Here is a 14564-nt window from a genome sequence, read left to right as displayed (position 1 = left end):
GCGGCGACTCACCCGCCTCCAGACGGCGTACCGCCTCGAGCTTGGTCTCGTACGCGTACGAACGATGCGTGCTTCCCATATCCAGCAAAGCCTCCTTGCCACAAGCCTCGTACAGGTCCTGCCAAGCACGTGCCACGCCCTGGCCTATGCCCAGTTTCGAGGAAACCGCACCATACTTGAACCCGTACTCGAACAGGACCAACGCCTGCTCACGTACCTCACGACGATACACAACCAAAAGAACCGTCCTCCTATTTCCTGTGTCCAGAAAACGGGGGACGGATCATCATTCGTGTACATGCATAGCCTTTCGATTGCAGATTCACATACCCACCGACGTCCACGATTGCACCATCCTTACCGGGCATTGTTCATCGTGACATTCATCGCCATGGATTTGGTGCAGCTGGGGTTCAATCCCCACGTACCCGGGGCCACCTTCTTCGGATTGGCTGTTTCCATCGCACTGGGGGCGCTTACCTATTCATTCCCCATTCCTGCGAGCATCGTTCTCATCCTGTTCAATTGCGTGGGTGAATACATCATGCGCCCCTATGGCCAGTTCACTCTGTTCTTCTTTATGATGGCAGCGACCGTCATCGCGTACGAAACCACCAACCGCTGGGCGGCACTCACCTTTTTCGCACTCATCGCATACACGGCGATGGAACACGTCCTCATGCCGGATGCAATGCCGATCAGCAGTGTCATTTCCTATATCATCTTCTTCCTGCTTTGCATCCTCCTCGGCAGCTTTCTGCGCTGGAACCAGGAGCGCACCGCACTGTTGCGCGCGGCGCTGCACGACCAGGCGGAGCTGCGGATCCTGCGCAACAACCACCTGCTGGCAGCGCAGCTGCACGACACCCTCTCGCAGGACCTGGCCGCCATGTCCCTGCTGGCGCAGTCGGAGGCGATGACCGACCCGGACAACGAAGCCTGGCATCGCATGGAGCGGTACAGCACCAAGACCGCCGCGGACATGCGCCTCCTGATCCGCCAGCTGCGCGACGAGACGGCGGAAGGGCAGGGCAATCCCAGCACATTCGCGAGCGCACTGCACGGCGAGATCCACGAAAGCGAACAGCTGCTCGCCGATTCCGGCTTCAGCGGTACCACCGACGTGCACTTGGACCCCGACGAGGTGGAGACCGGCTCGACGGTGCTGCTGGCCCTCCATGAGGTGTATACGAACATCTACAAGCATGCGTCGCAGACTGCGCCTTACCATGTCATCGTGCAGACGACGGACGACGGCATGGTGCGGATCGACTCGACCAACGGGACGCGGCCGACCGAAGGCGCCGTAGTGCCCGGCGACAACGGACTGGCGTCCCTGCAGACCGTGCTCAGGGACATCGGCGGCGACTGCGACTGGTCGCAGGACGGGGAGCGATGGCACCTGGAGGTCTCCATTCCCGCCACCCGGGAGATGACGCTCGTCCGCTAGGCATGGTGGCCGCGGAACCGCTGTTCCACGGCCACCATGAGCACCTCGTTGGCGCTTGCGACACCATATTTCCTGCGGATGTTGCGCATGTGGCTGCGCACGGTCGCCTCGGATACGCCGAGAGCCTCGGCCAGGGCAGTATAGTCGAGGCCCAGGTGGGCGAGGCATGTCATTATCTTGTGTTCCTGCAGTGTCAGCTGCTCCTCGGGGGAAGGGCCGTGTTCCTGCACGGCGCGATGCGCATCGTCGACTTTCGGGAACCCGGGCATGGCCTCTCCCGAGGACACCGTGGCGATGGCATCCAGGATCGCCCGCAGGGAACCTTTCTGCACCAGTCCCTGCGCCCCTGCGTCGACCAGCCGGTCGCGGTAGAACTCCAAGGGATTGCTCGTGATGCCCAGGACGGAGGTACTGCCGTCATGTTCCATGCGCAGTTGGCGGCACAGGTCCACCCCATCGCGCATGCCAAGGCCCATGTCAAGCAGCACCAGATCCACCGCAGCGCACTGCCGCAGGATGTCGGGTTCCGCACCGGTCAGCCACGACACCTGCGAATCCGCCACATGCGTGTGGATCGCGCGCAGGAGGCTCTCCACCGCGTATCGATCGTTCTCCACCACCAGGATATGCATGTACTCCCCTTCCGCATTGAGTCCCCATCAACCCTCATACAACAAAACCCCCGCAAGCGCGAGGGTTTCCATTGGCTGGGATGCCTGGACTCGAACCAAGAATGGCTGAACCAGAATCAGCTGTGTTGCCAATTACACCACATCCCAATTTGGCATGCTCACTGCCGAAGCAGTGGGCCAAGTACCCCCAACCGGATTTGAACCGGTGTTGGCGCCGTGAGAGGGCGTAGTCCTAGACCGCTAGACGATGGGGGCATCATCTCGTTGCTTCCCGTTTCCGTGAGGCAACGAATAGAAAATATACACAAGGTGCCCTACTAACGCAAATCACGGCGTGTCGCCAGCATTCCCAACGGTTTTACCAATGTCCATGCTTTCCTCGGTTTCCCGCACCGGCATGCTCTGCACACAGTGTGCAGAGCACTTGCGCCATGCGTTGTGTGTTTTGCACAATCGAAGTGCAGGTCGCGGTGTTCGGCGTGGTACTGGGCGCGCAGTTCCTGGGCCGTCAGGTGCGCGTACTGCGGCAGTGCGTGGCCGCGCAGGGCGGCGAGGGGGTGGTGCAGGTACAGGTCGCTGGTGAAGTACCGCATGGGTGGATGTTCCTTTCGGTGGGCCTTTCCGGGAGTCCGTAATCGGTGCGGATATACGCGGCGGGGCCGGTCAGCCATGATGGCTGCCCGGCCCCGCCGTCGTTCGTGGAGTCGTTTTAGGAGAGCACCTCGTCGAGGTGTGCGCGCAGGTTCTCCAGTCGCTTCATGGAGATGTCCTTGCCGACGATCTCCATGGATTCGAACAGCGGCGGGGAGACGCGGCGGCCGCTCATGGCCACGCGGATCGGGCCGAAGGCGGCGCGCGGCTTCAGTCCGGCGTCCTCGATGAGCGCCTTGTTGAGCGTCTCGTGCAGGGTGTCGGTGAGCCACTGGTCTTCCGGCACGTCTTTCAGGGCGGCGACAGCCAGGTCGAGGACCTCGCCGGGATTGCCCTTGAGCTGTTTCCTGGCGTCGTCGGCCGGGGGCAGATAGTCGGCGTCGCTCAGCAGGGAGCCGACCATGCCGCCGACTTCGCCGAGCAGGCGCACGCGCGACTGCACGAGCGGTGCCGCGGCCGTGAGGACCCCGCGCTCATGGTCGGCCAGGCTGTCCCACTCGGCGGCGGAGACCAGGCCCTCGTTGAACAGGTACGGGATGGAGCGGTTGAGGAAGTCCTGTTCCTCGAGCATGCGGATGTGTTCGGCATTGATGGCGGTGGCCTTGTCGATGTCGAAGCGGGCCGGGTTCGCCTTCACGTCGCGCACGTCGAAGGCCTTGACCATCTCGTCCATGCTGAAGATGTCCCGGTCGGGGCCGATGGACCAGCCGAGCAGGGCGAGGTAGTTGAGCAGGCCTTCCTTGATGAAGCCGTGCTCGCGGTGCAGGAAGAGGTTGGACTCCGGGTCGCGCTTGGAGAGCTTCTTGTTGCCCTGGCCCATCACGTAGGGCATGTGGCCGAACAGCGGCATCTCCTGAGCCACGCCGAGGTCCATGAGGTAGCGGTAGAGCACGATCTGGCGCGGGGTGGAGCTCAGGAGGTCCTCGCCGCGCAGCACCACGTTGATGCGCATGAGGGCGTCGTCGACGGGGTTGGTGAGGGTGTAGAGCGGGTCGCCGTTGGGGCGCACGATCACGTAGTCGGGCACGGAACCGGCCTTGAAGGTGATCTCGCCGCGGATGAGGTCGTTGAAGCTCACGTCCTCGTCGGGCATGCGGATGCGCAGCGCGGGCTTGCGGCCCGCGGCGCGGAAGGCGGCCTTCTGTTCCTCGGTCAGGTTGCGGTCGTAGCCGTCGTAGCCGAACTCCTTGGGGCGGCCGGCTGCCACGTTGCGTGCCTCGATCTCCTCGGGCGTGGAGAAGGACTCGTAGGCATAGCCGGCTTCGAGCAGCTTGTTCGCCACGTCCTGGTAGATGCCGCCGCGCTCGGACTGGCGGTACGGGCCGTCGGGGCCGCCGACGCGGACGCCCTCGTCCCAGTCGAGGCCGAGCCAGTCAAGCGCCTCGATGATCTGGTTGAAGCTTTCCTCGGAGTCACGCTGCGCGTCCGTGTCCTCGATGCGGAACACGAAGGTGCCGCCGGTGTGGCGTGCCTCCGCCCAGTTGAACAGGGCGGTGCGCACCATGCCCACGTGCGGGATGCCGGTGGGTGACGGGCAGAAGCGGACTCGTACGTTCTCGGGGAGCTGCGGCTTGGCGTGCTCACGGTTCTTCATGGATTCGACGGCGTCTTCGGGCGCAGTGATGGGTGCATCAGTCATGCGCACCATTCTCGCGCGCAAGCCGGACGGAATGCCGCCCCTAAGAAATTGTTCATTTTTTTGAACAAAATCTTGGGACCCCTGCGTGGCATCCGGTCCCAAGATTTTGTTCAAAAAAATGAACAATTTCTTACTGGGAGACCTGGTTCCGCTCATAACCCGATATATGTATGGGGCATTCCCGTGTGGTGGCACTGTCCGGGGCAGTGCCACGACTCCATCCCTACCTGGCCACGGCCTCCTGCGCCTCGGCGACCTCCTCGGCACCTTCCGGCGTCACGCTGATCTCCGTGAGCACCGGGGTCTCGGTGCTGGCCTTGATCTGCTTGATGCCGCACAGTGCGATCGCCAGGGACACCAACGCGAGGCCGGTCACCACGGCGAAGCCGCCGCGCGAGCCGGCGTGGTCGATGGCCACGCCCGCCACCGCGTTGCCCATGGAGCCGCCGATGGCGTTCATCGCGCCCATCCATGCCATGCCCTCGGTGAAGCGACTCTGCGGCACCAGGTGCAGCATGAGCTGGTTGCCGTTGCCCCAGGTCGGCGACTGGCACACGCCGATCACCAGGTAGATCACCATGATCACCCACAGGTGACGCGCGAACATGAAGGAGCCGATGCCCAGGTTCACCACAGCCAGGCAGAAGTAGAAGCGCTTCCACAGCGGAATCCGCCAGTTCTTCGCGCCGTAGAGCAGTGCACCGACCAGCGAGCTGATGGAGAAGCAGGCGAACACGAAGCCTGTGTATTGCTTCATCTGCGCCTCCGTGGCGAAGGCGACGATGGAGATGCCGGCCGCCGACTGGAAGGCGCCCAGACCGAACCACGTGGCGCACACGGCCACCAGGCCGGGCCCCCAGATGGAGTCCTTGTGCCCGGACAGCGCCTTCTCCTCGGCTTCCCGGCCGGCGCGCTCGACGGCTTCGGCGGACTCGCCGCGCGAGCGTGCCGCCGCACGGGCGTCGTCGCGGGCGCTCAGCGCACGCTTGCGCTTGGCGCGCTCGTCCTCGCGGGCACGGTACTCGGCACGCGTCATGCCCTCGCGCGCGGCCAGCTGCGTCTGGCTGGGCGAGCAGGTGGTCAGCTCGGTGAGGAACATGAGCGCGCCGATCAACACGCAGGCGCCGGTGAAGGAGAAGGACAGCACGCCGGAAATGACGGCCAGCGTGGAGGCCAGCGGGTTGCCGACCACCCACATCGCCTCGTCGAAGACACCGGAGAGCGACAGTGCGCGGTTGACGCCCTGCCGGTCGTTGCCCATGAGATAGGTCCAGCGGGCGCGGCTCATGGCGCCCCACGGCGGCACCGCGGCCAGGAACGGCACAATGCAGAACAGGATCCACTCCGGCACGTGCGCGAGCACGCAGCTGACGAAGGCCGTCGCCGCGCACATCCACACGACGATCGTGGGAATGGAGACCTGGCGCTGGCCGAAGCGGTCGACGAGGGTGCCCAGGACCGGCCCGAGGACGGCGCCGGCGATGGCCTGCACCGCGCAGAGCGCGCCGGCCAGCGAGTAGTTGCCGTAGTACTGCTGGGTCATGATGGTCATGGTCATGCCGACCATGGGGAACGGCATGCAGGCGATGACCGAGCCGACGGCGAATCGTGCGGTGTGCGGTATGCGCAGCAGCTGCGCATACCCGCCGAAGACCCTGCTTCCGATGTCCTTGATTGCAGTGAACACGTGCGTGCCGCTCCTTCCTGCTCGCGGTGCGACGCCATGGGCAAGCCCCGGCGCCGTTTGGCGTCACGGGGCCGGGGTGTCCTTGCCGATGGCTGGGTGGTTTGGTTGGTTGTTTGGGTGGTCCGGCTGGTCGGCACCTCCTTGGGCCCGCCACGCCGGAATCTGCAGTCTCACGCTCTCTGTTCGCGCTAACACAGCAAGCCTAGCCGCACGCAAGGCCGCGACACGCGGTAGATTGAAAACCGGCATGCAGATATTTGTCAGATGCCCGCACACGGTCCGTGCATCATGATGGCGCTGCCGTCGATGCGGCAGGCCGCCGCGCGCCATTGCGCAGATGCGCCGGGCGCAGTACGGTCCGGCAACCGTCCGGCGCCGTCGGCAGTGCGGCATCACCCGAAAGGAGCGTCATGACCGCCACCACCATCAACTTCGTCCGCCACGGCAAGGTGGACAACCCCGACCACCTGCTCTACGAGCGCCTCCCCGGCTTCCACCTGTCCGACGCCGGGCGGCGCATGGCGCACGCCACCGGCCGGTACATCGCACAAAGCCCGCAGCTGAATACCGTCAGCGCCGTCTACTCCTCTCCCCTGGAGCGCACGCAGGAGACCGCGCAGGCCATCCTGGACGAGCTCAACCCGGTGCGCGAGGCCCGCGGCGAGGAGGACCTGCGGATCGAGACCGACCCGCGGCTCATCGAGGCACGCAACGAGTTCCGCGGCAAGCGGATCGGCTACGGCGAAGGTGCGCTGTACCGACCGGAGAACCTCAAGCTGGTGCGCAACCTGTGGCAGCCCAGCTGGGGCGAGAGCTACCGGTCCATCGCCGCGCGAGTCCAGGATTTCGCCCACGAGAAAATCGACGAGCACCCCGGCGAGCAGATCGTCGTGGTGACGCACGAGTCGCCGATCTGGTCGTACCGCCACCTGCTGGAGACCGGCCGGCCGGAGCACAACATGCTGCTGCGCAAGACCGCGCTCGCGTCCATCACCTCCATCACCTACGATGTGGACAGCAAGCGGGTCCTGTCCATCACGTACGCGGATCCGGCGAAGGACATCAAGTAGGAGGCATCCATGGAGTTCGATGGCGAACAGGCGGTGGAGCGCGTGTGCATGATGCCGTCGGTGCGCGAGAGCGCGCACGACGGCGAGGAGCTGGTGGCGCTGTGGCCGCTGTCCACGCCGCTGCGACTTGACAACGACGCGAAGTACACGGAGAACCTGCAGGTGCGCATGACGCGCCTGGCGGCAGCCGTGACGACCGGCGACGACGTGACGATGGCGGACGCCGAGTTCGTCTACGAAGGCGCGGACACCATCCCGGGCCGCCCGCAGGAGCTGGTGGAGGCGCTGTTGGACGCGAACGACGCCTACGAGTCGCTCATCGACGAGGACGGCACGCCGACGATGCCGACCGCGGATGCCATCGCGCAGGTCGCGGACACGCTCAACGCCGGCTGGGACGACGGCACCGCGACGGCCGTGGCCGCGCTGGTGGCGTCCTGTGCGGGGTATGTGGACGGCCAGTCGCAGGTGCGCGACCTGACGTGGCGTTTCGCCGTCACGATCGTGCTGCTCGACGTGATGATGCGCCAGGTGCGACTGCAGGTCACCGCTTCGCTGGGCGACGACGAACCGCACGCCGGCGGCGCGCCGGAACAGCGCGTGCGTGCGCTGGAGCGTGGCGGACTGCCGCTGGTGTTCGTCACGCAAGCCGTGGGCGAACACCTGGGCGTGCCCGCGATCTGCATGACCGCCGCCCAGTGGCACGGCATCGTGGCCGCCTATGCGACGGGCAACGGCGACGACGACCCGGCCGATGCCGCCGCCGTACTCGCCCAGGTGTGGGCGCCGCTGGCGAGCGCCGAGTGGCGCCGCCACCGCGAGGATGTGCTGTGGGACCCCGCCGAGGCGAAGAAGCGCGCCCGCGAGGAGGACGAGCGCAAAAACAAGGAGGCCTTGGCCGCGAAGTTCGCGCACGTCAAGGACGACCCCACGAAGCCGGAAGTGGAGCTATAGCCAAGGTTGCGCGGTGTGGTCCCTGTCTCCCGTGCCTACAGCGGGCACCCGGGCGCGGGCATTTCCGGAATTAAAGCGGGCACCCGCTGTAGGCACGGGAGACAGGGACCACACCGCACCGCACCCCAATCTCATGGGGCATTGGGTAGGATGGTTGCGTGCGCAAATTGATTGAACAGATCGCCAAGTTCGGCGTGGTGGGCATCATCGCCTTCATCATCGACTGGGGCATCCTCAACATCCTCGTCGGTCTTTTCCACATGCACAACGTGCTGGCGAGCACCATATCCTTCCTCATCTCGCTGGTCTTCAACTACTTCGCGAGCATGAAGTACGTGTTCAAGCACCGGCCGGACATGGCGCGCTGGATGGAGATGGCAATCTTCCTGAGCTCGGCGGTCATCGGCCTGGGCATCAACGTGGTGATCATCTGGCTGTCCACCTACGGCATGAACAAGGACGCCTTCTGGTCGCAGCATGCCGAATACCTGCTGCGCACGAACATCGGCAAGCTCGTCTCCACCGTGGTGGTGGCCATCTGGAACTTCGTGATCCGCAAGTGGTTGCTCGACGACACGCACACCAACGCCATGAACCGCCTGCGCCGCAAGGGCGAGGTGCTCACCGAGGAGGAGCTCGAGGCGAAGTGGGAGAAGAGCTTCTCGCACCGCCTGGGCATGTGGTCCATCGAGCACACGCCGAAGGGCTGGAAGTAAGCCCCTTCCCTTTTCCCCTCCGACAACCTCCGACCTCTCCGTAATTTTTCGTCGCCCAGACCCCCTCTCGCGACGGACTACACTGGCGTTTGAGGCGCCGGCATCCGACGGCGTCACGGCAACCAAGGAGGCTTCCATGCCAGTCATCCATACCCACGTGTCCGTCCCCACCACCGCCGCACAACGCGACACCCTCAAGAACCTCTTCGGCCAGGCGATCCCGGCCGTCCCCGGCAAGTCCGAGGGTTGGCTGATGTGCCTGTTCGAGGACAACGTGCCGATGTACTTCGCCGGCTCCGACGACGCACCCGTCGCCTACGTCGAGGTGAACGTCTTCGGCACCAGTGTGCCGAAGGGCGCCTGGGAGAAGCTGACCCCGGCGATCATGGACGCGTTGGAGAACACCCTGCAGATCCCCGCCGACCGTACCTACATCCGCTACACTGGCACCGCCGACTGGGGCTGGAACGGCGGCAACTTCTAATCCCCACTCCCACCCGCACTCTCCGTGAGAAATTGTTCATTTTTTGAACAATTTCTCACGGAGAGTGCGGTGTCGGCACCGGACAGGGGATTGGAGAGAGAACGTTCGATGCCGACAAGTTTTAGTTCATGCAGCGGCCTGCCTTCCTGAGGTTGACGACTGCAACGCACATGCCGGCGACGACGATGGCCATGCCGAGGGCGACGAGGTGCGTCAGGGCACCGGTACCGCCGGCGGAGGGGAGGATGACGCCGGACTGCGGATCGTTCTCGATGGCGTGGACGCCAGTGCCGGCACCCTTGGCATCGGTGATCTCGTGCACCTGGCCGAGGCTTCCGCCACTGTTCCACTGGGTGTTCCCGGCGGCGTCAAGTTCGAACTCATAAGCGTTCTTCTCGCCGGTACCGTAGCCGTCTGGCGCCTTGGTCTCCGTCAGGCGGTACGTGCCCACGGGCAGTCCGCGGACCGACACGCGGCCGTTGCGCTCGTCATGGTCCTTGAGCTGCGTGACCTCATCGCCGTCCTTGACTTCATCGCCGCCATCCTCGAGCGTCCACGATTGCACGACCTGACCGCCATCACCGAGCCGTTCGAGTTTCCACTCGGCGCCGGCGAGATACGCCTTGTCTGCATCCGTGACCGCATAGAAGGGGATGGTCTCCTCTTCTTCGGTATTCGGATCGTCATAGGTGCCCGAGGTCACGAATTCGGAGCCGACCTTGGCGAAGCCGAACTCGGTCAGTTCGTCGACGACCGTGAAGGCACCGTCGTTCACGAACAGGTCGTACTTGTCGGCGTACGCCGCCATGGCCAGCGCCACGGTGTCGAAGTCGTCTTTGCGCGTGTTCTTCAGGTAGAAGTACTGCGGGGCATCGTTCACCATGAAGCCGGTCGGCGCCTTGGTTTCCCACGCCACGTACAGCGTGTTCTGCTCAAAGCCGCGGAGCGTCGACATCTCGTCGGCGCCCGTGCCGTTCGTGAACACGATGGTGCCGTTGTCCGCAGAGACCGCCGACCGCGGCTCGTCCGTGCACTCCGCACGCCTGCCGTCCGTCCAGGCAGTCGACGGCGCCGCGTTCAGGTTGACCGCGCACACCTTGAAGGTCGCTCCGGCAAGCTTGGCTCCCGACTCGTCCTTCTTCGTGAGCGTGACCGAACCGGAAGCGCCGGCGTCGGCTTCCGTCTTGACGACCTTGACGGTGCGGTTGCTCGAGGCGGAACCGCTGAGGTTGCCGGTGAAGCGCACGGTGTTGCGCAGGTCGATCTCCTGGCCGGGGATGCCGCGCACCTGCACGGTGTAGTACAGGCGCAGCTTCTTCTGCTGGTAGAGCGGCTTCGCGTTTTCGCTCTTGTCCATGCTGCTCGAGGTCATGCCGTCGAGCGGGATGGTGAAGATGGCCGTCGGCATGCCTGTCTTCGGGTCGGTGCCGGTCACCGCTTCGAACTTCGCACTGTCGTCGGGGTACGTGACCTGGTCATAGGAGCCCGAGTTCGTGGCGAGCACGAAGGATCCGGGGACGAAGGTCGCGTAGGAACTGTGCAAGGTGTCCTGCAGCGTGAGCACGGTGCCCTCGGGGAAGTCCTGTTGCTCCAGGTCGAGTTCGACGACGTACTTCACCTGGTTATTGCCGGTGTTGTCGATCCACTTGTTGAGGTTCGGCGCTTCGCCTTGCTTGACGAAGGTGTCGCCGGACACGTCGGTGGTGCGGCCGCCGAGGGTGATCTGCGCATTGTTCGTGTAGGTGAAGCGCGACCCGTCGATCATGCCCTGCCTGGCGAGTTCGGCCTTGCTGATCTTGGTGTCGAATTCGAAGACGACGATGGCGTGGCCCTGCCGTGCGATAGGAGTGTTGGTAGGCTCGCTAGGCTTGTCATAGCGGTTGGGACCGCCATCACTTTCCGTCTGACCCGGCGTCACGTCACCCACGCGTTCCGTCTCCCACGACGTCAGCGTGCCATTGTTGGGTACCGTGAAGGTCACCTTGCCGTCGGTGACGGTGTAGGTTGCACAGGTGACATTCTCCGCGCAGTTCTTACCATCGCCAGAGAAATCGAAGACTTCCTCGTTCTGGGGCAATGCGCCGGGATTCTCGGCGTCCTTGCCGGCGGGCAGCCAGCCCTTGAGCGACGTGTCGAGCCCGGCTGTGGCGAGCTCCTCCGCAGTGGCGTAGTCGCCCATCGACACGAAGCGGCCGAAGATCGGCTTGCCGGTGTCAAGTTCCCAGCCGCGGGGCAGCGTGTCGGTCATGGTGACGCTCTCCCCCAGCTCGTAGACGCCGCTGATGCCGGGCAGCTCCTCGTAGAAGGTCACGTTGCCGTCCTTGTCGTAGTGGTACTGCACGGACCACCAGGACTTCTTGCCGTTGGCCCAGACGCGCCAGTGCACGGAGCACGAGCCGTCCTCGGCCTCGTCGCAAGTCGCTTCGTTGGTCCACCAGTCCTTGCCGTCGTTCTCCGGATCCACGGTCTTGCCGCCCACCTCGTCGCCGACGAAGGGAGTGGTGGCGGAGAGCACTTCCTCGCCCTGCCTGCCGTTGAGGGTGTAGTGGAACTTGGCGTAGTTGATGTACAGGTCGGGCGTGCCATCGCACAAGGTGTTGTAGGTGATGCGCATCTTGTGCGCGAAGGGCTGGTCCTTGTCGAAGAGCGTCCTTCCTTGGGCATCCTTGATCGGACTGGTCATGTAGGAGAAGGCGAAGGCCGGCGCACCGTCGTGCGTGGCATAGGTGTCCTGTGCGTTGCGCGTCGGGTCCTGACGGAAATAGCCTTCCGGGTAGGAGGTACCGGAGGGCAGGTCGCGGCCCGGCCGGTGGTACGCGTCGCCAAAGTATGCTTCGCGAACGTCGTAGTACTCCTGCGGGTATCCCTTGCCGACGGAATCTTTATCGCCCTTCTTGTCCGCGGCGGCGATGTACAGCTGGTCTGCGGGAATGTCCACCCAGCAGGAGGGATTGTCCTCACGGCAGCTGGCATCGTTCCCCGGATTGTAGACGCTCACCTTGAGGTCCAGGTAATCCTTCGAGTACCACATGTGCAGGGTGTTGCCGTCGGAGACGCCGTTCACCCAGTCCTCGAAGAGGTGCAGTTCTCGCACTTCGCCTTCGGCAGGCGGGGTGTAGGTGAGGGTCCACGGCACCTTGTACACGTTCGTGCCGGCGATCTTGCTGGCGCTGCCCACGGATTTCGTGATGAGCTTGGCGTCGACCTTGTCGTTTTGCGTAGGCGGGTTCGGGTTGTCCGGGTTGTCGGGGCCCGGTTCTGACGGTTTCGAGGGGCGGTCCACCTCCTTGTCCTTCGTCTCGCACTCCCCTTGCGGCAGGCAGGACTCCACCTCGTTGCGGTACTTCACGCCCTGGTCGGGATTGACTATGGCGGCGTCTGCAGAGACGACGGTGTAGTACTCGATCTCGTACTTGTTGTAGTTCTCCGTGTCCGGGAAAGTATAGGTCAACGTGTTGCCGTTGACCTCGAACTGCAGGTCGTTCGTGATTTCCTGGCCGTTTTCATTGCGTGCGACCACCTTCAGCGAGCCGTCCTTGAGCACATGGCCCTCTCCGATGGTGTCCGTGATGGTACGGCCGGCCAGGTTGCCGCGGTCGCCGCCCCCGTTGATGGTGAGGGTCCATTTGATCTCGCGGTCGGCAGTGTTGTCGTCCTTCCACCACTTGTTGCTCTGGTCGCCTTCCACCCAGCCGTTCTTGTCCACCCAGTTGATGTTCCAGGTGCGCTTGGCCGGCACGTAGTCGGCGTGGCCTTCGCCGTCCTTCCAGGACCAGTGAGCCGTGTTCTTGGCGTCCTGGTACTTGTTGCCGTCGTTGGTGTCGGCCTGTGCGCCATCCCCGATGGTGGCGGTGTAGGTGATCTCGTACGTGCCCTTGGGCAGCGGCATGCCGTCGGCAGGCGTTGCAGAAGTGGGCAAGTTGCCGTTGAAGGACTGCTGCAGTCGTGTGGCAGCCTCGTTGCCCTTGCTTTCGTCGCCGTTGTACAGGTACTTCACCTGCGCGGTCGTTCCGTCGATCTGCAGGTCGTTGCCAGCGATGTCCCAGAACTTGAAGTTCTCGACGTCGCCGTCGGCTTCGAGCCGCACGGTGCAGGTCATCTGGGTCTCCGACTTGCCGTTCCACGAGCAGTTCTTGTTGCCGGTCACCTTCCAGGGGGTGTGGTCGACCTTGATGGTCAGGCCGGTGCCGGGGAATTCCCAGCCGGCGGTGCTGGCGTCCTCGATCACCTCGGTCTTGTAGGTGGTATGCACGGTGTAGCTGAAGAAGAAATCGTGGTCCTTGTCGGCGGCGTAGTCTGGGTCGTAGCGCACCTGCAGGGCGCAGGTCGACGGCTTGCCGTCCGTGCCGGGCACTTCGACCAGCGTGATGTCCGCGACCTTGCGCGAGCCGTCCATGACGGTATGCGTCTCGCCGAAGGTGCCGTTCACCATGGATGCAGGAAGCGGGATGTTGTACTGCCAGTCGAGTTTCTTGGTGCCGTCGGCCTGGACGACCGCGGTGTCCTTGAGATGCACCTCGAGATAGAAGTCCATGTTGGTGTCGGGCACGACGTTCTGGACGTCCTCGAGTTCATCGCCCGTGAAGGTCTTCGTTTCCTGGCTGTCGCCGTTCTTGACGGTGGCGGTCAATTCGACGGCGGCACTGGCGACGGCGGACGCATCCGCCGTCGCAAAGTCCTCCGCCATGCCACGCGGGGTCACGAAGGCGGCCATGGTGACGGCCACGGCCATGGCCGTCACCATGGCCGCCACGATGCCCAAGGGGTGGGCGTGGCGCCCCAGACACAGCGTATTGGTTGCCGTGGCGGCAGGCATTCCCGCATGCCCTTTCTGTGCGTCTTGTACGGCATACCTTCCGCGGCAGTGACGATTCCACATGGCTCTCTCCTCCACACGATCCGCATTTTCCTGTCGGCGCAGAAAACATGGTCGTCACGACATCGTTTGACCATCTATACGGCTTTTTCTTAAGCGCTTAATGAACAATACTACTCAATTAAGGCAATATTGTCACGTTGACACGCCGGATGAAGGGAGTAAACCACGAGGTGGAACGTTTTACCGCGTTAATTCATTAACTCCGCACGGCAGGAACTGATTGTGCTGGTTACTTAAGCCTTTAATGCCATTGTGTGTTCGTTTCGTGTGTCTTTCGTGCGTAAAGCGGGCACCCGGATGCGGTCGGTTCCGCACTTAAAGCGGGCACCCGGTCGGGCGCGAACCGTGAATTAAAGCGGGCACCGGGTTGAAGAACTTCGGTTCTTCAACCCGGTGCCGCTT

11 protein-coding genes and 2 tRNA genes are annotated in these 14564 nt (G+C 63.9%); 6 read left to right on the top strand and 7 right to left on the bottom strand.

Annotated elements, in window-relative coordinates; genetic code table 11:
- Positions 1 to 232: hypothetical protein (locus tag BCUN_RS09325; protein WP_202961100.1), on the bottom strand; the 232-nt coding region annotated here is incomplete at its 3' end.
- 135 nt (positions 233 to 367) lie between these two features.
- Here BCUN_RS09325 and BCUN_RS11615 point away from each other — a divergent pair.
- A complete protein-coding gene (locus BCUN_RS11615) occupies positions 368 to 1450 on the top strand; it encodes a sensor histidine kinase (RefSeq protein ID WP_051920997.1) in 1083 nt (360 codons plus the stop codon).
- Here BCUN_RS11615 and BCUN_RS11610 read toward each other — a convergent pair.
- The 3 genes from BCUN_RS11610 to BCUN_RS09300 all read right to left on the bottom strand — a co-directional run bounded on the left by BCUN_RS11610 (position 1447) and on the right by BCUN_RS09300 (position 2337).
- Positions 1447 to 2082: a response regulator transcription factor gene (locus tag BCUN_RS11610; RefSeq protein WP_051920996.1), complete on the bottom strand. Its 636-nt coding sequence runs from the start codon at positions 2080 to 2082 to the stop codon at positions 1447 to 1449. The genes BCUN_RS11615 and BCUN_RS11610 overlap by 4 nt on opposite strands.
- 72 nt (positions 2083 to 2154) lie before the next feature.
- Positions 2155 to 2229: transfer RNA gene (locus BCUN_RS09305), tRNA-Gln, on the bottom strand.
- Positions 2230 to 2264: 35 nt separating this feature from the next.
- Positions 2265 to 2337: transfer RNA gene (locus BCUN_RS09300), tRNA-Glu, on the bottom strand.
- A 185-nt stretch (positions 2338 to 2522) separates the two neighbouring features.
- Between BCUN_RS09300 and BCUN_RS12450 the strand changes: the two genes are divergently transcribed.
- Positions 2523 to 2717: a hypothetical protein gene (locus BCUN_RS12450; protein WP_152598235.1), complete on the top strand. Its 195-nt coding sequence runs from the start codon at positions 2523 to 2525 to the stop codon at positions 2715 to 2717.
- Positions 2718 to 2791: 74 nt separating this feature from the next.
- On the opposite strand, the gene gltX is transcribed toward BCUN_RS12450, so the two are convergent.
- Positions 2792 to 4327, bottom strand: coding sequence for a glutamate--tRNA ligase (gene gltX / locus BCUN_RS09295; protein WP_033518170.1), 1536 nt, complete (start codon positions 4325 to 4327; stop codon positions 2792 to 2794).
- Positions 4328 to 4595: 268 nt separating this feature from the next.
- Positions 4596 to 6059 (bottom strand): MFS transporter, encoded by a 1464-nt coding sequence (locus tag BCUN_RS09290; RefSeq protein ID WP_051920995.1) that lies wholly within the window; start codon positions 6057 to 6059, stop codon positions 4596 to 4598.
- Positions 6060 to 6469: 410 nt separating this feature from the next.
- Between BCUN_RS09290 and BCUN_RS09280 the strand changes: the two genes are divergently transcribed.
- From BCUN_RS09280 to BCUN_RS09265, 4 genes are all read left to right on the top strand, one after another.
- Positions 6470 to 7129 carry a histidine phosphatase family protein gene (locus BCUN_RS09280; protein WP_033518166.1) on the top strand — a complete coding sequence of 220 codons (660 nt, stop codon included), beginning with the start codon at positions 6470 to 6472 and terminating at the stop codon, positions 7127 to 7129.
- Between the two features lie 9 nt (positions 7130 to 7138).
- Positions 7139 to 8083 carry a hypothetical protein gene (locus BCUN_RS09275; protein ID WP_033518164.1) on the top strand — a complete coding sequence of 315 codons (945 nt, stop codon included), beginning with the start codon at positions 7139 to 7141 and terminating at the stop codon, positions 8081 to 8083.
- 158 nt (positions 8084 to 8241) lie between these two features.
- Positions 8242 to 8799, top strand: a complete 558-nt coding sequence (locus BCUN_RS09270) for a GtrA family protein (protein ID WP_033518163.1) — start codon at positions 8242 to 8244, stop codon at positions 8797 to 8799.
- 136 nt (positions 8800 to 8935) lie between these two features.
- A complete protein-coding gene (locus tag BCUN_RS09265) occupies positions 8936 to 9283 on the top strand; it encodes a phenylpyruvate tautomerase MIF-related protein (RefSeq protein WP_033518161.1) in 348 nt (115 codons plus the stop codon).
- A 121-nt stretch (positions 9284 to 9404) separates the two neighbouring features.
- Here BCUN_RS09265 and BCUN_RS09260 read toward each other — a convergent pair whose 3' ends face one another.
- Positions 9405 to 14099, bottom strand: a complete 4695-nt coding sequence (locus BCUN_RS09260; RefSeq protein WP_033518398.1) for a SpaA isopeptide-forming pilin-related protein — start codon at positions 14097 to 14099, stop codon at positions 9405 to 9407.
- Positions 14100 to 14564 lie beyond the last annotated feature (465 nt).

The sequence above is a fragment of the Bifidobacterium cuniculi genome (genome assembly GCF_000741575.1).
GTDB classification, from domain to species: domain Bacteria; phylum Actinomycetota; class Actinomycetes; order Actinomycetales; family Bifidobacteriaceae; genus Bifidobacterium; species Bifidobacterium cuniculi.
This window is presented reverse-complemented; position numbering and strand designations above follow the sequence as displayed.

Coding starts and splice junctions, on each gene's coding strand:
- gltX (WP_033518170.1), bottom strand. CDS start 4,327: ATGAAGAACCGTGAGCACGCCAAGCCGCAGCTCCCCGAGAACGTACGA.
- BCUN_RS11610 (WP_051920996.1), bottom strand. CDS start 2,082: ATGCATATCCTGGTGGTGGAGAACGATCGATACGCGGTGGAGAGCCTC.
- BCUN_RS09275 (WP_033518164.1), top strand. CDS start 7,139: ATGGAGTTCGATGGCGAACAGGCGGTGGAGCGCGTGTGCATGATGCCG.
- BCUN_RS09260 (WP_033518398.1), bottom strand. CDS start 14,099: ATGCCTGCCGCCACGGCAACCAATACGCTGTGTCTGGGGCGCCACGCC.
- BCUN_RS09280 (WP_033518166.1), top strand. CDS start 6,470: ATGACCGCCACCACCATCAACTTCGTCCGCCACGGCAAGGTGGACAAC.
- BCUN_RS09265 (WP_033518161.1), top strand. CDS start 8,936: ATGCCAGTCATCCATACCCACGTGTCCGTCCCCACCACCGCCGCACAA.